This is a genomic window from Burkholderia territorii, from assembly GCF_001718335.1.
In the GTDB taxonomy this organism is placed as follows: Bacteria; Pseudomonadota; Gammaproteobacteria; order Burkholderiales; family Burkholderiaceae; genus Burkholderia; species Burkholderia territorii.
In genome coordinates, this window is record NZ_CP013365.1 from 1,221,104 (window position 1) to 1,242,844 (window position 21,741).

General features: G+C 67.7%; 17 protein-coding genes. 15 read left to right on the plus strand and 2 right to left on the minus strand.

What is annotated here, in order from left to right; genetic code table 11:
• Positions 1–69 precede the first annotated feature (69 nt).
• The 9 genes from WS51_RS05410 (at position 70) to WS51_RS05450 (ending at position 9,276) form a co-directional block, all read left to right on the plus strand.
• Complete coding sequence (locus tag WS51_RS05410) at positions 70–345, plus strand: hypothetical protein (protein WP_059450327.1); 276 nt, start codon at positions 70–72, stop codon at positions 343–345.
• A gap of 232 nt (positions 346–577) precedes the next feature.
• Positions 578–1,612 (plus strand): succinylglutamate desuccinylase/aspartoacylase family protein, encoded by a 1,035-nt coding sequence (locus tag WS51_RS05415; protein ID WP_059450328.1) that lies wholly within the window; start codon positions 578–580, stop codon positions 1,610–1,612.
• A 130-nt stretch (positions 1,613–1,742) separates the two neighbouring features.
• Positions 1,743–2,144 (plus strand): type II toxin-antitoxin system MqsA family antitoxin, encoded by a 402-nt coding sequence (locus WS51_RS05420; RefSeq protein ID WP_069229132.1) that lies wholly within the window; start codon positions 1,743–1,745, stop codon positions 2,142–2,144.
• Positions 2,145–2,447: 303 nt separating this feature from the next.
• Positions 2,448–3,008, plus strand: coding sequence for a GNAT family N-acetyltransferase (locus WS51_RS05425; RefSeq protein ID WP_069228729.1), 561 nt, complete (start codon positions 2,448–2,450; stop codon positions 3,006–3,008).
• Positions 3,009–3,072: 64 nt separating this feature from the next.
• Positions 3,073–4,014 carry an ABC transporter substrate-binding protein gene (locus WS51_RS05430; protein ID WP_059869715.1) on the plus strand — a complete coding sequence of 314 codons (942 nt, stop codon included), beginning with the start codon at positions 3,073–3,075 and terminating at the stop codon, positions 4,012–4,014.
• A gap of 35 nt (positions 4,015–4,049) precedes the next feature.
• Positions 4,050–5,099 (plus strand): LLM class flavin-dependent oxidoreductase, encoded by a 1,050-nt coding sequence (locus WS51_RS05435; RefSeq protein WP_060272132.1) that lies wholly within the window; start codon positions 4,050–4,052, stop codon positions 5,097–5,099.
• 7 nt (positions 5,100–5,106) lie between these two features.
• Positions 5,107–6,465, plus strand: coding sequence for an LLM class flavin-dependent oxidoreductase (locus tag WS51_RS05440; RefSeq protein WP_069228730.1), 1,359 nt, complete (start codon positions 5,107–5,109; stop codon positions 6,463–6,465).
• Between the two features lie 59 nt (positions 6,466–6,524).
• Positions 6,525–8,309 carry an amino acid ABC transporter permease/ATP-binding protein gene (locus WS51_RS33060; RefSeq protein WP_081333522.1) on the plus strand — a complete coding sequence of 595 codons (1,785 nt, stop codon included), beginning with the start codon at positions 6,525–6,527 and terminating at the stop codon, positions 8,307–8,309.
• A gap of 34 nt (positions 8,310–8,343) precedes the next feature.
• A complete protein-coding gene (locus WS51_RS05450; protein ID WP_069228731.1) occupies positions 8,344–9,276 on the plus strand; it encodes an ABC transporter substrate-binding protein in 933 nt (310 codons plus the stop codon).
• 287 nt (positions 9,277–9,563) lie between these two features.
• Here WS51_RS05450 and WS51_RS05455 read toward each other — a convergent pair whose 3' ends face one another.
• Positions 9,564–10,529: an ABC transporter substrate-binding protein gene (locus tag WS51_RS05455; RefSeq protein WP_069228732.1), complete on the minus strand. Its 966-nt coding sequence runs from the start codon at positions 10,527–10,529 to the stop codon at positions 9,564–9,566.
• Between the two features lie 301 nt (positions 10,530–10,830).
• Between WS51_RS05455 and WS51_RS05460 the strand changes: the two genes are divergently transcribed.
• The 3 genes from WS51_RS05460 (at position 10,831) to WS51_RS05470 (ending at position 14,106) form a co-directional block, all read left to right on the plus strand.
• The gene (locus WS51_RS05460; protein ID WP_069228733.1) at positions 10,831–11,748 is read left to right on the plus strand and encodes an alpha/beta hydrolase family protein; all 918 of its coding nucleotides are present in this window, start codon (positions 10,831–10,833) and stop codon (positions 11,746–11,748) included.
• Positions 11,745–12,176 carry a MarR family winged helix-turn-helix transcriptional regulator gene (locus WS51_RS05465; RefSeq protein WP_059450336.1) on the plus strand — a complete coding sequence of 144 codons (432 nt, stop codon included), beginning with the start codon at positions 11,745–11,747 and terminating at the stop codon, positions 12,174–12,176. Before WS51_RS05460 ends, WS51_RS05465 begins: the two co-directional genes overlap by 4 nt.
• Positions 12,177–12,645: 469 nt before the next feature.
• The gene (locus tag WS51_RS05470) at positions 12,646–14,106 is read left to right on the plus strand and encodes a sialidase family protein (RefSeq protein WP_069228734.1); all 1,461 of its coding nucleotides are present in this window, start codon (positions 12,646–12,648) and stop codon (positions 14,104–14,106) included.
• Positions 14,107–14,171: 65 nt separating this feature from the next.
• Here the strand turns inward: WS51_RS05470 and adhP are convergent, their stop codons facing one another.
• Entirely contained in the window at positions 14,172–15,200 is a 1,029-nt protein-coding gene (adhP, locus tag WS51_RS05475) for an alcohol dehydrogenase AdhP (protein ID WP_059507451.1), read from the minus strand.
• Between the two features lie 454 nt (positions 15,201–15,654).
• On the opposite strand from adhP, the gene WS51_RS05480 reads away from it, so the two are divergent.
• The 3 genes from WS51_RS05480 to otsA all read left to right on the plus strand — a co-directional run bounded on the left by WS51_RS05480 (position 15,655) and on the right by otsA (position 21,726).
• Positions 15,655–17,682, plus strand: a complete 2,028-nt coding sequence (locus WS51_RS05480; protein ID WP_069228735.1) for a TonB-dependent receptor — start codon at positions 15,655–15,657, stop codon at positions 17,680–17,682.
• A 415-nt stretch (positions 17,683–18,097) separates the two neighbouring features.
• On the plus strand, positions 18,098–19,735 hold the full coding sequence (locus WS51_RS05485) for a methyl-accepting chemotaxis protein (RefSeq protein ID WP_069228736.1): 1,638 nt from the start codon (positions 18,098–18,100) through the stop codon (positions 19,733–19,735).
• A gap of 584 nt (positions 19,736–20,319) precedes the next feature.
• Complete coding sequence (otsA, locus tag WS51_RS05490; protein WP_059507454.1) at positions 20,320–21,726, plus strand: alpha,alpha-trehalose-phosphate synthase (UDP-forming); 1,407 nt, start codon at positions 20,320–20,322, stop codon at positions 21,724–21,726.
• Positions 21,727–21,741: the final 15 nt, after the last annotated feature.

Below are 21,741 nucleotides of genomic sequence, written 5' to 3' on the forward strand. Positions count from 1 at the left end.
GCGTGGAATTTCGAGGCTGGCACCCTTATTGCTCCTTGACTGGAAAACAGGATGTCAGGGAGCCCACACATGAATACCGTCGAAGTCCTCAGCCGTGAGCAAGCGTGCGATCAACTGGATGTGATCGACGGCGCGTCGTTGATCCGGCGGCTCGTTTCCGAGCGCCGCGTGCCCGCCGCGCGTGAAGCCGCGTGCGTCGACAATCCGCCGTTGACGCTGTACGGCGCGTATCGCCAGGGCGTCGCCGACCATGCGGCGCGACGTGCGAATCCGTATCGCGCCGGCAGCCGTTTCTGGGCGCTGTGGGAAGAAGGCCGTATCGAAGCTGAAACCGCCGGTCGCTGAAGCCATCGTCCGCGCCGGCCCCGTTGCGACAAGGGGCCGCCGCGCAACGCCGCATGCGCGCTCGCTCGCGCGCCGGCATGCGTTTCAGCGTTGCAACATCGCGCGCGGCCGCCCGGGTCGCGACATGTCGCCGGATCGCGCACGGGCGATCGACGGCGCGTTGCGTGGCCCGCGCCGCGCGGCCGTCGTTTCCCGATAAGATGGCGGATTCCGTTCATTGAACGATGCCGCCATGACCGCCTCCTCGTCCCACCGAAATCCCATCCACTGCGAAATCGATCTCGATGCGCAAGGCAAGCATGCGGGCTATCTGCGCTTGCCGCATTCCGTACATCGCTCCGCCTACGGCTGGCTGCCGATCCCGATCGCATCGATCCGCAACGGCGACGGGCCGGTCGCGCTCGTGATGGCCGGCAACCACGGCGACGAATACGAAGGCCAGATCATCGTGTCGCAACTGATGCGCGAGATCGATCCGGAGATGGTCAGCGGGCAGCTGATCCTGCTGCCGATGGCGAATTTCCCCGCGGCCGATGCGGGCTTGCGCGTGTCGCCGCTCGATGAGGGCAACCTGAACCGCAGCTTTCCCGGCGACCCGGCCGGCACGCCGACGCAGATGATCGCGCATTACATCGAGCATGTTCTGCTGTCGCGCGCGCAGTATCTGGTCGACCTGCATTCGGGCGGCAGCTCGTTGCTGTACCAGGGCGGCAACATGCTCGCGATCGACCCGCTCGACGACGACGAGGCCGCGAAGCTCCACGGGCTGCTGGTCGCGTTCGGGCTGCCGAACGCGCTGCTGCACGCGCCGAACCCCGTGCACTCGGCATCGGCCGCGCGCCGGCAGGGGGCGATCTCGATCGTGACCGAGCTCGGCGGTGCGGGCATGGCCGATCCGGCGCTGATCCGGCTCGGCCGCCACGGGCTGCTGCACTACCTCGGCTACATCGGCCTGCTGCGCGGCGCGCTCGTGCCCGACGCGCCGCCGACCGTCACGCGCTTCCTGCGCGTCGACGGCGATCGTCACTTCGTCTACGCGTACGACCGCGGGCTCTACGAGCCGCTCGTCGAACTCGGCGACCAGGTGAAGGCGGGCCAGCCGGCCGCGTGGGTGCACTTCCCCGATACGCCGCTGCGCGAGCCCGTGCTGCACCGCTTCAACGGCGACGGCGAAGTGGTGTGCAAGCGCGTGCCCGCGCAGGTGCGGCGCGGCGATTGCCTGTTTCAGCTGGCGGAGGCGTCGACGCCGCCGCGCGTTCGCCGATAGGCCGAGTGACTCCCCGATCCTTTTCCGTGCAGTCTGCCGAGGATGGCGGACTGCATGCGCGCGCCATTAACCAACTTGACAAATTAACTCTTTTGGTTGAGATCGCCGACGAAAAGAAGGAGCGTTGAACATGAAGTGTCCTGCGTGCGGTGGCGCGAAACTCATCCGCGATACACGAGACATCCCCTACACATACAAGGGTCGCTCGACCGTCGTCCGCGACGTAACCGGCGACTTCTGTCCGGCCTGCGGCGAGTCGGTGCTGGACATGGACGAGGCAACCCGGCTGGGTGACGCGATCGGCGCGTTCAACAAGCAAGTGAATTCGACCATTTTCGACCCGAAGTTCATCGCGAAGGTACGCAAGAAGCTGATGCTGGATCAACGCGAGGCGGCGGAGCTCTTCGGTGGCGGCGTCAATGCCTTCTCGCGCCACGAAACCGGCAAGACGAATCCGCCGCTTGCCCTCGTGAAGCTCCTCAAGATTCTGGATCGTCATCCGGATCTGCTCGCCGAAGTGCGCGCAGCGTAGACGTATTCCCTCCGGCATTGCGCATGCGTGGAACATTCGACGCATGCGCTCCCCGCCCTCACCTCGCTCTCCCTGCAAGCCTTCTGACGCTGCCCGCGAAATCCTTATCGAAATTGCTTCGTTCGTCTTTGCCGCCCGCGCCGCTAACGTGTTCGAAACGGCGGCGGCACGCCGGATGCAGCACTGCAAGCACCGCGGCCGCCGTCATCACGACAACCGCGTCGCGATAACGGAACAGACCGGACGGGCCGTGTGCCCCGCCCCCGCCAGGAACGTCCGCATCGCGCGCCCTTCGCGATGCCCATGGCCACGACCGACCGCCTCATCGACACGACGCCGCTCGACGTCCGCGCCCAGCCGCTGATCGACGCGCTCATCGACGAATATGCGACGCGCTACGACGCGTATCGCCCCGACAGCCGCGCATCCGCACGCGATGAACTCGCACGCTACCCGGCCGAGCTGTTCGCGCCGCCCGACGGCGCGTTCGTGCTGTTGCTGCGCGACGGCGAAACGATCGGCGGCGGTGCGTTCAAGCGCTACGACGCGCAGACCGCCGAACTCAAACGCATCTGGATCCGCGCGGACCTGCGCCGCCAGGGGCTCGCGCGCCAGATCGTCGACGCACTCGAACTGCGCGCCGCGCAGCAGGGCTACCGACGCGTGTACCTGACCACCGGCTTTCGCCAGCCCGAGGCGTGGGCGCTATACGACCGCGCCGGCTATACGCGGTTGTTCGATTCGTCGATCGACCCGGAAGCGTATTTCCACCTCCGCTTCGGCAAGGATCTCGCCGATCCGTCGCGCACGTCGACGCTCGCCGACCTGTGGGCGCCGCTGCCCGAGGCGGTGTTGCCGCGCTGACCGCCCCGCGCCGTCCGATCCCGCTTCCCCAATCCCCGACACACGACAACAACAGGACACATCGATGCAACGATCCACACCTTTCACACCGCGCGCAATCCGCACGCTGGCCGCCGCACTGATCGCCATGACCGCGATCGCCGCGGCCGCCGCGACCTTCGATCTCAGCCCCGAGCAGCGCGGCCGGCCGCGCGGCGCGGCCGATGCGGCCGTCGAGCGCGCGGTGCCCGCGTCGTTCAGGTTCGCCGAACCGGGCACGCTGACGATCGGCGTCGCGCCGAGCCTGCCGCCGATCAGCTCGTATGCGACCGACGCGCGTACCGTGATCGGCTTCGACGCGGACGTCGGCCAGCTCGTGTCCGACAGCCTCGGCCGCAAGTTGAAGATCGTCCCGCTCGCGTGGGCCGACTGGCCGCTCGCACTCGAATCGGGGAAAGTCGATGCGGTGATCTCGAACGTCACCGTCACCGAGGAGCGCAAGCAGAAGTTCGATTTCTCGACCTACCGCAAGGACCAGGTCGGCTTCTACGTGCGCAACGACAGCAAGATCCAGTCGATCCGCGAGCCGAAGGACGTCGCGGGGCTGCGCATCGTCACCGATGCGGGCACCAACCAGGAAAAGATCCTGCTCGCGTGGGACCGCGAGAACGTCGCGCACGGCCTGAAGCCCGTGCAGGTCCAGTACTACGACGATCAGGCGATGCGGATCGTCGCCGTGCAGTCGGGCCGCGCCGATGCCGTGTTCAGCGTGAATTCGGTGCTCGCCTACCAGAGCGCGCAGCAGGGCAAGACGCGCCTCGTCGGCGCGATCAGCGGCGGCTGGCCGCGCACCGCCGACATCGCGATCGCGACGCGTCGCGGCAGCGGGCTCGCCGAGCCGCTGACGATCGCGCTGAACGGGTTGATCAAGAACGGCCGCTATCAACAGATCCTCGACCGCTGGAACCTCGCGTCCGAAGCGATCGACCAGTCGCGCACGAATCCGCCGGGCTTGCCGAAGATCTGAGCGCCGCCCGTCCACGCCCTCGCAGGAACGCCGACATGTCTTATTCGCTTTCATTGCTGGACAAAAGCCCGATCGCCGACGGCGCGAGCGCCGCCGATGCGTTGCGCTTCACGACGGCCCTCGCACGGCGCGCAGAACAGCTCGGCTACGAGCGCTTCTGGGTTGCCGAGCATCACGGCACGCCGGGCTTCGCGAGCTCCGCGCCCGAGATCGTCGTCGCGCACCTGCTCGCGCACACGTCGCGCATTCGCGTCGGGTCGGGCGGCGTGATGCTGCAGCACTACAGCCCGTTCAAGGTCGCCGAGTCGTTCAAGCTGCTCGCCGCGCTCGCTCCCGGTCGCGTCGATCTCGGCATCGGCAAGGCGCCGGGCGGCTTGCCGTTGACCACGCGCGCGCTGCAGTGGTTTCACGACAAGGCGAGGAAGCCCGACTTCGCGGGCCAGCTCGCGGAGCTCGACGCGTTCCTCGGCTGGGGCGTCGCCGAGGATCATCCGCTTGCCGGCGCGGTCGCGATGCCGGTACCCCCGCACGCGCCCGAGCGCATCCTGCTCGGCGGCTCGCCCGCCAGCGGCGCGCTCGCCGCCCGCCACGGCTGGCGCTTCTGCTACGCCGGGCACTTCAACGGCGACGACGCGAACCTCGAACGCTCGCTGGCCGCGTACCGCGACGCGGGCGGCACGCGCCCGCTCGTCGCACTGTACGCGGTCGCGGCGCCGACCCGCGACGCGGCCGAGCAACTGATCGGGCCGCTGAAGATCTTCAGGCTGCAATTCGCCGGCGGCCAGAGCTTCAACCTCGCGAGCGCGCAGGCCGCTGCCGAATTCGCGCGGCAAAGCGGCGCGTCCGACTACCGGATCGACGAGTTGCGCCCGACCGTGCTGGCCGATACGCCCGAGCGCGTGCACCGCGCGCTCGACGCGCTGAGCCGGCGGCTCGACGTCGATGCATTCGTGGTCGACTCGCCGGTGACCGATTACGCGGCCCGGCTCGCGTCGGCCGAATGGCTCGGCGGTGCGCAGTCGATTACGCCCGTGCAGGCGGCGCTCGCCGCCGAACGATTCCCTTCCCTCGACCAGAACGCGTGACGCGCCCATGACGACCCGACGATCGATTCCCTTCGGCCTGATGCTGCAAGGCGCAGGCAGCCACATGAATGCGTGGCGGCATCCGAGCAACCCGCCGGACGCGAGCATCAACCTCGACTTCGCGATCGGCATCGCGCGCAAGGCGGAGGCCGCCGGCATCGCGTTCGCGTTCGTCGCGGATGGCCTCTACATCAACGAGAAGTCGATCCCGCACTTCCTGAATCGCTTCGAGCCGCTCACGGTGCTGTCGGCGCTCGCGGTCGCGACGAAGAAGATCGGCCTCGCGGGCACGATCTCGACGTCGTACAGCGAGCCGTTCACGGTCGCGCGCCAGCTCGCATCGCTCGACGTGATCAGCGGCGGGCGCGCGGGCTGGAACGTCGTGACGACGCCGCTCGAAGGCACCGCGAAGAATTTCGGCAAGGCACATCCCGATCACGAACTGCGCTACGAAATCGCGGACGAATACCTCGACGTCGTGCAGGGGCTGTGGGACAGCTGGGACGACGACGCATTCGTGCGCGATCGCGCGACCGGGCGCTTCTTCGATCGCGACAAGCTGCATACGCTCGACCATCGCGGCCGCTTCTTCCAGGTGGCCGGCCCGCTGAACATCCAGCGCTCGCCGCAGGGGCAGCCGGTGATTTTCCAGGCCGGCTCGTCCGACAGCGGCATCGGGCTCGCGGGCAAATACGCGGACGCCGTGTTCACGCATTCGCCGTCGCTCGACGAAACGGCCGCGTTCACGCGGCGCGTGAAGCAAAGCTCCGTCGAGCACGGCCGCCAGCCCGGCGACGTGAAGATCTTCCCGGGCGTCGGGCCGATCGTCGGCCGCACGGCCGCGGAGGCGGAAGACAAATACCAGGCGATCCGCGACCTGCTGACCATCGACGAGGCGCTCGCCTATCTCGGCCGCTATTTCGATCATCACGATTTCACGCAGTACGCGCTCGACGCGCCGTTTCCCGAGCTCGGCGACATCGGCCGCAACAGCTTCCGCTCGACCACCGACCGGATCAAGGCCGACGCGAAGCGCAAGCAGCTCACGCTGCGCGAGACGGCACTCGCCGTCGCGACGCCGCGCCCGAACTTCATCGGCACCGCCGAGCACGTGGCCGACGAGTTGATCCGCTGGCACGACGCCGGAGCGGGCGACGGCTTCATCCTCGGCTTCCCGGTGCAGGCCCAGGGCGTCGACGACTTTGTCGAGCTGGTGATCCCGGTGCTCGAGGCGCGCGGCCGCTACAGCCGCGACCTGCCGGGCGACACGCTGCGCGACCACCTCGGCCTGCCTCGCAAGGCGAACCGCCACGCAACGCCCGGCCCGGCGAGCAAACACGGCGAGGCGGCCGAAGCGCACGTTTGACGCCGACGCGCCACCGGTACGCGGCGCGCCCAACGACCCGATCGAGGATCCTCACCGACATGAGCGATACGACCCATCTCGGCGGCGCACTGCCGCCGCTCTCTTCGTCCCACGCCCGCGACGCCGGCACGCGCCTGCGGATCGTGCCGGCCCGGCACCGGTCGCGCACGGTCGGCACCGTGCTCACGCTCGTGCTGATCGCGCTCGCGCTGCATTCGATTCTCGGCAACCCGCAATGGGGATGGCCGGTGTTCGCCGAATGGTTCCTGTCGCCGCCGGTGCTGTCGGGGCTCGCGCGCACGCTGGTGCTGACGCTGCTCGGCGCGGTGTTCGGCTTCGTGCTCGGTGCGTTCGTCGCGCTCGCCCGGCTGTCGCGCTCGCGACTGCTAGCCGCGAGCGCATGGACGTTCGTGTGGCTGTTCCGGTCGATTCCGCTGATCGTGCTGCTGCTGATCCTCAACAACCTCGGCTACCTGTACGAGCACGTGCGGCTCGGCGTGCCGTTCACCGACATCGTATGGTTCGACACGCCGACCACCGACCTGATCAGCCCGTTCCTCGCGGCCGTGCTCGGCCTCACGCTGAACCATGCGGCGTTTTCCGCGGAAGTGATTCGCGGCGGCATTCTCGCGGTCGACCAGGGGCAGCTCGAAGCGGCCGCCGCCCTCGGCCTGCCGCGCGGCCGCCAGACTACGCGGATCGTGCTGCCGCAGGCGATGCGCGCGATCCTGCCGACCGCGTTCAACGATCTGATCACGCTCGCGAAAGGCACGTCGATGGTCTACGTGCTTGCGATGCCCGAACTGTTCTACACGGTGCAGGTGATCTATCGCCGCAATCTCGAGGTGATTCCGCTGCTGATGGTCGCGACCGTGTGGTACCTGATCATCCTGACCGTGCTGTCGGCGATCCAGGTGCAGGTCGAACGCCACTACGCGCGCGGCGCGTTGCGCAATCCGCCGCGGTCGGCGCTGACGTTCGTGCTGGCGCGCATCGGTGCGCTGCGGCGGCGGGCGGCGACACGCGACGCGACGGCCGATGCAACGGCTCAGGGCGGCACCGCCGACGCACCCGTGCCGCGCACCGGCGGCGAAGTCGCCGTGCGCAACGTGTCGAAGCAGTTCGGCATGCAGCGCGTGCTCGACAACGTGTCGTTCGTCGCGCCGCGCGGCAGCGTGACGGTGATCGTCGGGCCGTCCGGCTCGGGCAAGTCGACGCTGCTGCGCACGATCAACCATCTCGAGCGCGTCGACGACGGCTTCATCGACATCGACGGCGAGCTGATCGGCTATCGGCGCGACGGCGACGTGCTGCACGAGCTGAAGGAGCGCGACGTGCTGAAACGGCGCACGGCAGTCGGGATGGTGTTCCAGAACTTCAACCTGTTTGCGCATCTGACGGTGCTCGAGAACCTGGTCGAGGCGCCGGTCTCCGTCGGCGGCGTCACGCGCGAGGCGGCCGAGCGCACCGCGCGCACGCTGCTCGCGCGCGTCGGCCTCGCGGACAAGGCCGATGCGTACCCGCGCCAGCTGTCCGGCGGCCAGCAGCAGCGCGTCGCGATCGCGCGGGCGCTCGCGCTGCGCCCGAAGGTGCTGCTGTTCGACGAGCCGACGTCGGCGCTCGATCCCGAGCTGGTCAACGAAGTGCTCGACGTGATCAAGGAGCTCGCGCGCTCGGGCACCACGCTCGTGATCGTCACGCACGAGATCGGCTTCGCACGCGAAGTCGCGGACAACGTGCTGTTCATGGAGCGCGGCCGCATCATCGAATCGGGGCCGCCCGCCGTCGTGCTCGACGCGCCGGCGCATCCGCGCACGCGCGCGTTCCTGTCGCGGGTGCTTTGATGCACGCCGCCCACGACTCGCGAGGTACTCGACGATGATCGACCGACGCCAGTTCATGACCGCCGCGCTGGCAGTTGCCACCGGCCTGCGGTCGCACGCAGCGCGGGCCGCCGCCGCGACGGCCGACCTCGATCCTCGCCAGGCCGGCCGGATCCGCGCGCCGCGCGACGATGCGGCGATTCGCGCGGCGAGCCGCTATCGCTGGGTCCGCGACGGGGCCTTCACCGTCGCGATTTCGCCGCACGCGCCGCCGGTGTCGACCTATGCGACCGACGCGCGCACCGTCGTCGGAGCCGATCCGGACTACGCACAGCTCGTCGCCGACGCGCTCGGCCGCACGCTGGTGCTCGTGCCGATCGCGTGGGCGGACTGGCCCCTCGGGCTCACGTCGGGCAAGTACGATGCCGTGATCTCGAATGTCGGCGTGACCGAGAAGCGCAAGGAGAAATACGATTTCACGACCTACCGGCTTGGGCTGCACGGTTTCTACGTGCGCACCGCGAGCCCGATCGCGAAGATCGACGGGCCGAAGGATGTCGCGGGCCTGCGCATCATCACGGGTGCCGGCACGAGCCAGGAGCGCATCCTGCTCGAATGGAGCCGGCGCAATGTCGCGCAAGGGCTGAAGGCCACCGAGCTGCTCTATTTCGACGACGATGCGGCGGCCCGCGTTGCGCTACTGTCAGGCCGCGCCGATGCCGAGCTGAACCCGAACGCGTCGCTGGCTTACGAGGCCGCGCGCGACGGCAGGATTCGCCGGGTCGGCGTCGTCAACGCGGGTTGGCCGGCGAACGCGGATGTCGCGATCGCGACGCGTCGCGGCAGCGGGCTCGCACCGGCGCTGACGCTCGCGACGAACGCGCTCATCGTCAGCGGCCGCTACGGGCAGGCGCTCGCGCGCTGGGGATTGCAGAGCGAGGCAATCGCGCACGCGGAGACGAATCCGCCGGGGTTGCCGTCGTTTTGATTCGATGCGCTGGCCGATGAAGTGAAGTCGCCCCGGCATTCCGTGGTTGGGATGTCGGGGTGAAACGGAAAATCGATCGTCGCGGCCTGCGCCTTCACCGCCGCGTGAAACCGGTCGAGTTCCGCAACATGCGCGCGATTCGCCGGAATCCGGTCACGCGCTCAGGCCGGCACATCGTCACGCGATCGAAGCCGCGAATCGGGAACGTCGACACGCCGCGGCGGCAATACGCACCCTTTGTGACCGACCGGCGCGTCGACAAGCCCAATGCGATTCGTCACATCAAGTCACTGCGCCGCGACCGTCTTTGGCGCGGGCGCCGAAAACGCGCCCGCATACGAGCGGTCGAGCAGCTTCGCCGTGTCGTATGCGGCCGGAATCACGCCGGCCTTGTGCAGGAAGTCGGCGGTGTTCTGCGCATCCTTCGCGGCCGCGTCGTCGACCGGGCCTACGCGCTGGTGCGCGTTGTCGAGCCAGCGGTAGGCAACGTCCGGCTCGAGCTTCGCGCGCTTCGCCCACAGGTCGGCATACTCGCGCGGATGAGCGTCGACCCACTGGCGTGCGGCCACCACGCGCTTCAGGAAATCGGTGATCTCCGCGCGCCTTGTCGTCGCCGCCTGCTCGTTCGCCGCGACGAAGCTCAACGCGGGCATCAGCCCCTGCGCGGTCGTCACCGGCCGCGCGCCCTGGCGCAGCGCGAGCGTGCTGACGAACGGCTCCCACAGCGACACGGCGTCGACCGAGCCGTTCGCGAGCGCGTTGGTGGCATCGATCGGCATCAGGTACGCGTACTTCACGGAATCCGCGCGCAGGCCCGCGTGTTCGAGCGCGCGCAGCACGAGCTGCTGACTCCAGGCGCCGCGCCACACAGCGACGGTCTTGCCCTTCAGGTCGGCGACGCTGCGCACCGGCGAGTTCTTCGGCACGAGGATCGCGACGCCGTCGAGGCTCTGCCGCGACACCGCGACCACCTTCACCGGCGCGCCGCGCGCGGCTAGCGTCAACAGCGCGGAATCGCCGAGGAAGCCGACGTCGATCGCATTGCCGTTCAGGCTTTCGGCGACGGGCGCGGCGGCCTGGAAGTGCTTCCACTCGATCGTGTAAGGCAGGTCCTTCAGCACGCCGGATGCCTCCATCGACGCCTGGATGTTGAAGTAGTTCTGTTCACCGACGCGCAGCGTGACGGTGTCTTTCGCGATGCCTGGCTGCGCGGCGAGCGCGAGCAGCAACGCGGTGACGATTCGACTCGACAACGTGATCTCCCCGGAAGTTGGCGGGCGCTCGCGCGACGGCGTCGCCCGTGGATCCGCCGCCGCCGCGATGGCCGGCGCACGGATGGAACCGATGAAGATACGGCGATCCGCTTCGCGAGACAAACGCAATATTCCGCTATGCAAAGATGCAAATGTTGGATGGAAGGCCCGCCGCCGCGCGACGCGGTCCGCCGCGCTGCGAGAGCAGCCGTTCGAATGATTCCTCGATAGATATTTCGTGCGCGAAATAAATCCCGGACTATATTTCGCATACGAAATAACTTCCCGAACGAGGATCGCGATGACATCGGAACCCGTCGAATTCTCCGCCGCCGACGGCTACACGCTGCGCGGTACGTTGTGGTCGCCGGACGCGCCGCCGCGCGCGCTCGTGTTGATCCATCCGGCCACTGCCGTGCCGGAGCGGTTGTACGCCGGCTTCGCACGCTTTCTGACCGAACGCGGCTTCGCGGCGCTGACGTACAACTATCGCGGTATCGGCGCGTCGCGGCCCGCGCGGCTGAGCGCGCTGCACGCACGCATGCGCGACTGGGTCGAACTCGACGTCGGCGCCGCGATTGCGTGGGCGCGCAACGCATACGCGTCGCTGCCGCTGCTGGCGGTCGGGCACAGCGTCGGCGGCCACGCGATCGGGCTGTCCGCCGGCACCGCTCATCTGCGCGCGGCCGTGATGGTCGCCGCGCACGCGGGCAGCACGCGGCTGATCTCACGCGCGGGCGAGCGGCTGAAGGTGCGCCTGATCCTGCGCGTGCTCGGCCCGCTCGCATCGACGCTGCTCGGCTACGTGCCGGGCAAGCGGCTCGGGCTGGGCGAGGATCTCCCCGCAGGCGTGTTCCGCGAGTGGAGTCACTGGACCACGCTGCCGCGCTACTTCTTCGACGATCCGACGCTCGGGGCAGCCGAGCGCTTTTCGAAGCAGCAGTTGCCGATTCTCGCGCTCGGCTTCGACGACGATCCGTGGGCGAACCCGCGCGCGATCGACCTGCTGGTAAGCTACCTGACCCGGGCGGCCGTCGAACGCCGCCAGATCGATCCGAACGCAGCGGGCAGCGGGCCGGTCGGACACATGGGATTTTTCTGCAGCCGGCCGGGCGCCGTGCTGTGGCCCGCGGTCGCCGACTGGCTCGTGCATGCGCTCGACGCGCCGCGTGCCGCGGGTCGCCCGTCCCTTTCCATTGCAGCCGGGAACCGAGCTTGAGCGAAGACCGACGACTGTTTTTCCTGTTGAACATCGGCCAGCGGCGCGTGCAGCGCTGGGTCGACCGCAAGGCCGAGACCGATGCGCGCGCCAGCGCCGCGCAGGCCGGCGTGCTGTTCTGCCTGGCGAGGCAGGACGGCGCGCTGATCGGCGAAGTCGGTGCCGCGCTGCAGTTGGCGCCGTCCGCGATGTCGGGGCTCGCCGACCGGATGGCGAAGGCCGGCCTGCTCGCGCGGCACGCCGATTCGGACGACGGGCGCGCAACGCGCCTGTTCCTGACCGACGAAGGTCGCGCGGCGCTCAAGCGTGCGCGCGTGCTGCTGCGCGAACTGAACGGCAAGCTGTGCGACGGATTTTCCGACGACGAACTCGACGTCGTCGCACGCTGGCTGCACGCGTTGCAGGAGCGCTTTCCGGGCGAACGCTGAACGACGCGCACGGCGCGCTGCATCGGTGCGATGCGGCGCAATCCGCGCGTAATCGCAAGCGATTCCGATTCGCGCTTTCGATTCGGTTTCCGAAGTTTTCTGGCGGAAAATTTTTCGCTGTCTCGTCGCTGCTTCGGCAACGCTTTCCGGCTACGTCCTGTTACAAAAAATTGCCTCCCGCGCGTCATGCGGATCGCCTACATTGCAATCCACTTCGACGCATTCGTCGTATGCACGGACCTGGCCTTCCCGTTGCGTCCGCATCCCGGGAAGCACCCGACAAGCATTGAAAACGAAAAGGTGTCTTGACCGACGTGCTGGCGGCATCCAGCACACGCGGATGGCGATGACCGAAGCGGCCTCCTGAACGACACGACCCGACGCGCGACGCGGCACCCGTTGCCGCGCGTGCTGGTGCGTGACGTGCCGCTGCCGCGCCCTCGCCGCCGCCCGTGAACGAGGAGCAGTCATGCGACGCACGATGGTGTCCCACTCTCTTGTCACCCGTCTCACCCGCCTGTCCGCCGCGATGGCCGTGTCGATGGCCGCCGTCGCGGCCGCGCACGCCGAACCCGTGGTCGTGTCCGGCCCGAGCCCGTTTGCCGCCTGCACCATCGGCGGCCCCGGCACGAACTACGTGAACGCCGAGGTCGAACCATGGCTGTCGGTCAATCCGGCGAACCCGACCAACATGATCGGCGTGTGGCAGCAGGATCGCTGGTCGAACGGCGGCGCCCACGGGCTCGTCGCCGGCTACACGTTCGACGGCGGCGCGACCTGGGCGCGCACGCCGCAACCGTTCAGCGCGTGCGCGCCGGGCGGGCTCAAGTACGAGCGCGCGTCCGATCCGTGGGTGTCGTTCGGCCCCGACGGCACCGCGTATTCGGTATCGATCTCGTTCAACCAGTCGAACAACAGCAACGCGGTCGCGGCGTCGGTGTCGACCGATGGCGGACAGACGTGGAGCAGCCCCGCCGTGCTGATCGCGAACGACGAACCGACGACGCAGTTCTTCAACGACAAGGAATCCGTAACGGCGAATCCGGTGAAGGCCGGCACGGCCTACGCGGTGTGGGATCGCCTCGAACTGCCGAATGGCAACCCGTACGCGAACCTGCACACGAAGGCATACCGCGGGCCGACATTCTTTTCGAAGACGGTCGACGGCGGCAAGACGTGGAGCGCGCCGAAGGTGATCGTCAACGTGCCGTCGCGTCAGCAGACGATCGGCAACCAGATCGTCGTCGCCCCGAAGACGGGCACGCTCTACGACTTCTTCGACCTGATCCAGCCGCCGTTCAGCAAGGCGGCCGGCAAGGTCGCGTTCATCAAGTCGACCGACGACGGCGCGACCTGGACGACGCCGCAGGTGATCGCCGGGCTGCAGACGGTCGGCGTGACCGATCCGAACACCGGCGAACCGGTCCGCACCGGCGACATCATTCCGGAGCCCGCGATCGATCCGGTGTCGGGGCAACTGTACGTCGTCTGGCAGGACAGCCGCTTCAACGGCGGCAACTACGACGAGATCGCGCTGTCGACGTCGAAGGACGGCGGCGCGAGCTGGAGCGCGCCGCTGCAGGTGAACACGCCGACCGGGCGTGCCGCGTTCAATCCGTCGGTGCGCGTCGACAATGCCGGCTCGGTGATGGTCACCTGGTATGACTTCCGCGACCTGCAGGCCGGCAACACGACGACGCTGCCGACCGGGTTCTGGCGCAAGGTGTCGCATGACGGCGGCGCCACGTTCGCGGACGAACGCCGCGTCGGCGGCCCGTTCGACATGAAGCTCGCGCCGAACGCGGAAGGTTTCTTCATCGGCGACTACCAGGGGCTCGACGTACTGCCGTCGTCGTCGTTCCATCCGTTCTTCGTGCAGACCAACGCGGGCAACCTGACGAACCGCACCGACGTGTTCTTCGCGCCGTGATGCACGCATGAGCGCATGCGCTGCCGCGACGCCCCGCGCGTCGCGGCAGCGTGCCCGAATGCGCGTCAATGCATGTCGGTCAGCACGATGCGGCCGTCGACCTTCCCTTCGCGCAGCCGCGCGAAGATGTCGTTGATGTTGCCGAGCCGGTCGCGATGGATGTGCGCGCGCACCAGCCCGTCCGCCGCGAAGTCGAGCGATTCCTGCAGGTCGCGACGCGTGCCGACGATCGAGCCGCGCACCGTGATGCCGTTCAGCACGGTCGAGAAGATCGGCAACGGGAAATCGCCGGGCGGCAAGCCGTTGAGTGCCACCGTGCCGCCACGCCGCACCATCCCCAACGCCTGCGCGAACGCGCTGCGCGACACGGCCGTGACCAGCACGCCGTGCGCACCGCCGATCTCCTTCTGGATGACCTTTGCCGGATCGTCGGCCGATGCATCGATCGTCAGTTGTGCGCCAAGCTGGCGGGCGAGTTCGAGCTTGGGCGCGGATACGTCGATCGCCGCGACGTGCAGGCCCATCGCGCGCGCGTATTGCACGGCGACGTGCCCGAGCCCGCCGATGCCCGAAATCGCGATCCACTGGCCCGGACGCGTGTCGGTGACGCGGATGCCCTTGTAGACGGTCACGCCCGCGCACAGGATCGGCGCGATCTCGTCGAACGCAACCTGCGCCGGCAGGTGGCCGACGTAGTTCGGATCGGCCAGCACGTATTCCGCATAGCTGCCGTTGACCGAATAGCCGGTGTTCTGCTGCCCGTGGCAAAGCGTTTCCCAGCCGGTGTGACAGTACTCGCAGTGACCGCATGCCGTGTAGAGCCACGGCACGCCGACGCGGTCGCCCTCGCGCACGTGCGTGACGCCCGCGCCGACGGCCGCGACGACGCCCACGCCTTCGTGTCCGGGAATGAACGGCAGCGTCGGCTTCACAGGCCAGTCGCCGTCGGCTGCATGCAGGTCGGTGTGGCAGACGCCCGACGCCTTGATGTTGACGAGAATCTGGCCGGGGCCCGGCGTCGGGACCGGCACTTCCTCGATGCGCAACGGTTCGCCGAATGCGTGCACCACGGCCGCTTTCATGGTTTGTGTCATGCGTCGCTCCTGTCTGGTCGATGACCGGGCCAGTATCCGGAGTCGACATCGGAACGCATTGATACGCATCAACGGGGCGGCAAACGTGTGCGACGCGAGCGGCTTCGTCGCGACACGTGCCGTGCATGCCGGTAGCGTCCGATCGGCGGCCGTCGCTGCTTTCGCGGCCATTTCAGCCGTGTGTCGGGCACCTTGGGACACGCCGCCGTTTCGCTTGGAATTTGAAATGATATAACATATCATTTCGCGAACTCGTCCGTCCGAGGTGGTTCGATCGGGAGGACGGGTTTCGCCGAGTCATATCCAGACGGGTCACTGCGCGCCAGCGACGCAACAATATATCGTATCTTGCCGTGCCCCGCATGACTCGCTTTCCGATCCGATTCCAACCGATTCACCGACCATGCGCGACCTCCCCCGTCTACCGCTTCGCCCGCTCTCGCCCGTTTCCCTGATGCTGTTCGCCGCCGTCGCACACGCGCAAGCAGATACGCCAGCCTCGTCGACGCCCGTGCAATCCACGCCGCTCGCGCCGATCTTCGTGACCGCGAATCCGCTCGGCGACACCGAATTGAGCTCACCGACCGCGCAGCTGTCCGGCGACGCGCTGACGCGCCGCCAGGCCGATTCGCTCGGCGAGACGCTCAACGGCCTGCCCGGCGTGTCGACCACCACCTACGGGCCGATGGTCGGCCGCCCGATCATCCGCGGGATGGACGGCGACCGGATCCGGCTGCTGCAGAACGGCGTTGCCGCCTACGATGCGTCGTCGCTGTCGTTCGACCACGCGGTGCCGCAGGATCCGCTGTCGATCGAGCGCATCGAGATCGTGCGCGGGCCGGCCGCGCTGCTGTACGGCGGCAATGCGGTCGGCGGCGTCGTCAACACGATCGACAACCGGATTCCGCGTGAAGCGATCGAAGGCGTGACGGGTGCGCTCGACGCGCGCTACGGCGGCGCGAATTCGGTGCGCGCGGGCGCCGCGCAGGTCGAAGGCGGCAACGGCCGCTTCGCGTTTCATGTCGACGCGTTCGACCGGGAAACGAGCAAGCTGCGGATTCCCGGCTACGCGCGCAGCAGCCAGCAACGCGCGATCGACGATCCCGACACGCCGCAACCGGTCGGCAACGTGCCGAACAGCGACGGCCGCGTGCATGGCGGCGCGCTCGGCGCGTCGTACACGTGGGCCGACGGTTTCGCGGGCCTGTCGTACAGCGGCTACGAGTCCAACTACGGCTCCGTCGCCGAGGACGACGTGCGCCTGCGGATGCGCCAGGAACGCCTCGCGTTCGCGTCGGAGGTGCGCAACCTGAGCGGCCCGTTCACGAAGCTGAAGTTCGATTTCGCGTACACCGACTACCGTCACAAGGAAGTCAACAACGGCGAGACGGCCACCACCTTCCGCAACCGCGGCTACGAGGCGCGCATCGAGGCGCGGCATCGCAAGATCGGCCCGTTCGAAGGCGCGATCGGCGTGCAGTTCGGCCAGAACACGTTCTCCGCGCTCGGCGACGAATTGCTCGTGCCGTCCACGCGCACGAATAGCGTCGCGCTGTTCGGTCTGGAGGAATGGCAGGTCGTCCCTGCGCTGAAGCTGAGCCTCGGCGGGCGCATCGAGCACGTGAAGGTCGATCCCGATCCGGCCGGCGTCGAGAAATTCGCGCTCGCGCAGCCGCGCGACTTCAATGCCGGCAGCGTATCGGCCGGCGCGCTGTTCACGCTGACGCCGGTGTGGTCGGTCGCGGCGAACGTTGCGTACACGGAACGTGCGCCGACCTTCTACGAGCTGTATTCGAACGGCCCGCACGACGCCACCGGCCAGTTCCTGATCGGCAACCCGAACGCGTCGAAGGAAAAGGCCGTGTCGACCGACCTGTCGCTACGCTATGCGAGCGGCCCGAACCGCGGCAGCGTCGGCGTGTTCTACAACCGCTTCTCGAACTACCTGACCGAGTACAACACCGGCCGCATCGTGAATGCAGACGGCGAACCGGTCGCGCCCGGCACCGGCGATACGCTCAACGAAGCGATCTATCGCGGCGTGCGCGCCGAGTTCTACGGCGTCGAACTCGACGGCAAGTGGCGGGCGTTCGCGCAGCGCGGTCACACGGTCGACCTGGAACTGACCGCCGACTACACGCATGCGCGCAACGTCGATACCGGCCAGCCGCTGCCGCGCATCGCGCCGCTGCGCGCGACGCTCGCGGCCGACTACGGCTACGGCCCGTTCGGTGCGCGCGCGCAGCTCACGCATGCGTGGTCGCAGCACCGCGTGCCCGACAACGACTTTTCGACCGACGGCTACACGTCGCTCGGCGTGATGCTCACGTACAAGTTCCGGGTCGGCGCGACGCGCTGGCTCGCCTACCTGCGCGGCGACAACCTGACGAACCAGGAGATCCGCTACGCGACCTCGGTCGTGCGCGGTTTCGCGCCCGAAGGCGGCCGCAGCGTGATGGCCGGCCTGCGCACGACGTTCTGATCGACCCCACGCCCCGCGACGCGTGTCGCGGGCGCGTCAAGCGGGCGCGCATTCGTTCGGGCCCGTTTTATTCGGGACGGAATCGCACATTCCCGATCGTTCGAACGTAAATATGCGATTCGCCAATAAATCACCGAACATGCCAATTCGACGATTTAAGCGACGGATCGGAATACATTAATTCCGGTAGAGGATCGATTTTCATATCCGCGTATGAACGCGGCGATTATCGATGATTCACGAAGCTTCCTGCAGGCCTGAAATGCCCGACTGGCGCGGGTTTCCGGCGAGAAAGAGCGAATATCAGGGTTTTCGATGGGTAAAGAACTGTCCGGCATTCCCGTTAATGACGGCACGGGCCTGCACGCGGACGCACAATAAATTCCATCGCCAACCACTCGCACAGGGGCACATCGTGAAAATCGCCAGAATAACCATCAAGGCTAAACTGCTTGGCGGCTTCGGTTTGCTCGCCGCGGTCGTCGTGGTCGTGTCGGGCATGGCGCTGAAGGCGCTGTCCGATACGAACGACGAGTTTTCCCGGTACATGAACGGCGTCAACGCGCGCGCGAACCTTTCCGCGCAAATCCGGACCGCGGTCGACCGGCGCGCGATCGCCGCGCGCAACCTCGTGCTCGTGACCACGCCGTCCGACATCCAGCTCGAACTGGCCGACGTGCAGCAAGCACACAAGGATGTGCAGGACCGTCTCGCGAAACTGAAGGACATGATGGCGAATGCGACCGACACGACCGATCGCGCACGCGAACTGGTCGCCGAGATCGTGCGCGTCGAAGCGAGCTACGGGCCCGTCGCGCTGAATATCGTCGGACTCGCGCAGGCCGGCAAGAAGGACGAGGCGACCGCCGACATCGACAATCGCTGCCGTCCGTTGCTCGCGCAACTTGTTCGCGCGACCGATGCGTACGCAACCTACACGCGCGAGCGCGAAGCGCAGATTGCGCAGGCTTTCGCCGATCGCTACGCGGTCGAGCGCAACGTGCTGCTGGCCATCTGCGCGGTCGCGATCGTGATCGCGGTGGGCGGCGGCCTGTGGCTCACGCGCAAGATCACCGCACCGATCGTCGCGGCGGTGGAGGTCGCGCGCACGGTGGCCAACGGCGATCTCGGCAGCCGCATCAGCGTGAGCGGCAACGACGAAACGCGCGATCTGCTCGACGCGCTGCATACGATGAACGCACGGCTGATCGACATCGTCGGCCGCGTGCGCGATTCGTCGAACAGCATCGCGCACGCGGTGGGCGAGATCGCATCGGGCAACCTCGACCTGAGCCAGCGCACCGAGGAACAGGCCGCGTCGCTGCAGGAAACCGCGGCGACGATGGAGGAATTCACGTCGACGGTGCGACTGAACGCCGAGAACGCGCAGCAGGCGAGCACGCTCGCGGCGAATGCGTCGGACGTCGCGCTGCGCGGCAGCTCGGTGGTCGGCCGCGTGGTCGAGACGATGACGGAGATCGGCAACAGCTCGTCGAAAATCGCGGACATCACCGGGATCATCGAAGGTATCGCATTCCAGACGAACATACTCGCGCTGAACGCGGCCGTCGAGGCGGCACGCGCGGGCGAACAAGGCCGCGGCTTCGCGGTCGTCGCGAGCGAGGTGCGCAGCCTCGCGCAACGTTCGTCCACTGCCGCGAAGGAAATCAAGGAGCTGATCTCGGCATCGGTGCAGACGATCCAGGCCGGGTCGGCGCTCGCCGGCGAAGCCGGCGAGACGATGTCGGACGTGACGCGGGCCGTCGCGCGCGTCACCGACATCATGGGCGAAATCGCGGCCGCGTCGGCCGAACAGAGTCGCGGCATCGATCAGGTGAACCTCACGATCACGCAGATGGACCAGACGACGCAGCAGAACGCGGCACTCGTCGAACAGGCCGCGGCCGCGTCGAAATCGCTCGAGGCGCAGGGCCGCGATCTGTCGGAGACGGTATCCGCGTTCCGGATGCCGGCCGGCCAACAGGCGATGTCGGCGCACGCGCACAAGCATGCGGCCGACAATGCGTCGCATTGGCAGGCTGCTGTCGCGTAACGCATGATGCATCAGGTATCACGCGTCGCACGGATACGATGCGCGGCTACGCGGCCGGCCGCGCATCGTCACTGCCGGCGTTCGACGGCCGTTGCATTCATGCGAGCCTGAAACGCCACGCACCGCGCAACACACACGCCGTGCATTCGCGGCACGCGTCCTCTCGCGTATCGAGCATGCGCAACGCAACGGAGCACGATCACGCGCGTAGGTCCGCGATCGCCCTTCTCCGCGATTTCCGCCTCGCGTTGCACACGCCGCCCAATTTCCCGGTCTTCGCTCGCCCTTCTCCGGAATCCCCGCCGCCATGTTGCACATGGTGCTGCGCAATTTTCGGTCCCGCCCGCCCCCGCGCGCGAAATGGCACGCATTGAACCGGCGCGCGAATTCGCCGATCTCGGTCATGCACTTTTAAATCATTCGAATGACGAGTATCCTAAAAAAGCACTCCACGTTCGGACGGCGAATCGCGCGCCCTGATTCCCGTCCGCACGTATTGCGGCCCCATCGCGCCATGCGCCGCTGGCGGCGTCCGCGTCGCGCCCTGGCCGCACGAACCTTCCCAACCATTCGCAGGAGAGCTGGTGAGCCGACTCGTCGTCGTATCCAATCGCATTGCAGATCCCCGTAAAGCCGCGGCAGGCGGGCTTGCCGTGGCCGTCAAAGACAGCCTGCAGGAATCGGGCGGCGTCTGGTTCGGCTGGAGCGGCAGGCTGCGCAGCGACGGCGAGCGCCCCCCGCACGGCGACGACGTGCAGATCCAGAACGTCGGCGGCATCCAGCTCGCGACGATCGATCTCGATCCGCAGGATTACGACGCGTATTACCTCGGCTACTCGAACAACGTGCTGTGGCCGGTATTCCACTACCGCCTCGATCTCGCGCAGTTCGACCGCCGCTTCGCGGACGGCTACCGCCGCGTGAACCAGCTGTTCGCGCGCAAGCTGAGCACACTGCTGCGCCCCGACGACGTCGTCTGGGTTCATGACTACCAGCTGATTCCGCTTGCCGCCGAACTTCGTGCGATGGGCTGCACGAATCCGATCGGCTTCTTCCTGCACATTCCGATGCCGCCGCCGCCGATCATGGCCGCGATTCCGGAGCACGAATGGCTGATGCGCTCGCTGTTCGCCTACGATCTCGTCGGCTTCCAGACCGAATCGGATCTGCTTCACTTCGAGCATTACGTCGAGGCGGAGGCCGGTGCCGCGCGTCTGCCGGACGGCCGCCTGCGTGCGTTCGGCCGCACGCTGTCGGCCGGTGCGTTCCCGATCGGCATCAACGTCGACGAATTCGCGGCGCTCGCGGAAAACCGCGACGGCATCGACATGTTCGAACGGATGCGCGACGAGTATTCGCGCCGCCAGCTGCTCGTCGGCGTGGACCGGCTCGACTACACGAAGGGGCTGCCGCAGCGCGTGCATGCATTCCGTCAGTTGCTCGAACAATATCCGGAGAACCGCGACCGCGCGACGCTGATACAGATCGCCGCGCCGAGCCGCGAGGATCTCGGCGCGTACGACGACCTGCGCCGCGAGATGGACAGCCTGTGCGGCGCGATCAACGGCGATTACGGCGAACTCGAATGGATGCCGATGCGCTACATCCACCGCACGGTCGCCCGCAAGCGCTTGCCGGGCCTCTACCGCGCGAGCCGCGTCGCGCTCGTCACGCCGCTGCGCGACGGGATGAACCTCGTCGCGAAGGAGTTTCTCGCCGCGCAGGACGAAGCCGATCCGGGCGTGCTCGTGCTGTCGCGATTCGCGGGCGCGGCCGAGCAACTGAAACCCGCGCTGCTCGTAAATCCGTACGACACGCAAGGCACCGCGCAGGCGATCCAGCGCGCGCTCACGATGCCGCTCGACGAACGTCGCCAGCGTCACGACGCGCTGATGGCGATCGTGCGGAAAACCGACGTGCACTGGTGGCGTACGCGCTTTCTCGACGCGCTCGCCGAAGCGGCGGAAGTGGCCGCCGCGACGGAGTCCTGACGCACGCGCACTGCC

Excerpts from the sequence above, each read along its gene's own strand:
- WS51_RS05410 (WP_059450327.1), top strand. The coding sequence starts at position 70 with ATGAATACCGTCGAAGTCCTCAGCCGTGAGCAAGCGTGCGATCAACTG.
- WS51_RS05415 (WP_059450328.1), top strand. The coding sequence starts at position 578 with ATGACCGCCTCCTCGTCCCACCGAAATCCCATCCACTGCGAAATCGAT.
- WS51_RS05420 (WP_069229132.1), top strand. The coding sequence starts at position 1,743 with ATGAAGTGTCCTGCGTGCGGTGGCGCGAAACTCATCCGCGATACACGA.
- WS51_RS05425 (WP_069228729.1), top strand. The coding sequence starts at position 2,448 with ATGGCCACGACCGACCGCCTCATCGACACGACGCCGCTCGACGTCCGC.
- WS51_RS05430 (WP_059869715.1), top strand. The coding sequence starts at position 3,073 with ATGCAACGATCCACACCTTTCACACCGCGCGCAATCCGCACGCTGGCC.
- WS51_RS05435 (WP_060272132.1), top strand. The coding sequence starts at position 4,050 with ATGTCTTATTCGCTTTCATTGCTGGACAAAAGCCCGATCGCCGACGGC.
- WS51_RS05440 (WP_069228730.1), top strand. The coding sequence starts at position 5,107 with ATGACGACCCGACGATCGATTCCCTTCGGCCTGATGCTGCAAGGCGCA.
- WS51_RS33060 (WP_081333522.1), top strand. The coding sequence starts at position 6,525 with ATGAGCGATACGACCCATCTCGGCGGCGCACTGCCGCCGCTCTCTTCG.
- WS51_RS05450 (WP_069228731.1), top strand. The coding sequence starts at position 8,344 with ATGATCGACCGACGCCAGTTCATGACCGCCGCGCTGGCAGTTGCCACC.
- WS51_RS05460 (WP_069228733.1), top strand. The coding sequence starts at position 10,831 with ATGACATCGGAACCCGTCGAATTCTCCGCCGCCGACGGCTACACGCTG.
- WS51_RS05470 (WP_069228734.1), top strand. The coding sequence starts at position 12,646 with ATGCGACGCACGATGGTGTCCCACTCTCTTGTCACCCGTCTCACCCGC.
- adhP (WP_059507451.1), bottom strand. The coding sequence starts at position 15,200 with ATGACACAAACCATGAAAGCGGCCGTGGTGCACGCATTCGGCGAACCG.
- WS51_RS05480 (WP_069228735.1), top strand. The coding sequence starts at position 15,655 with ATGCTGTTCGCCGCCGTCGCACACGCGCAAGCAGATACGCCAGCCTCG.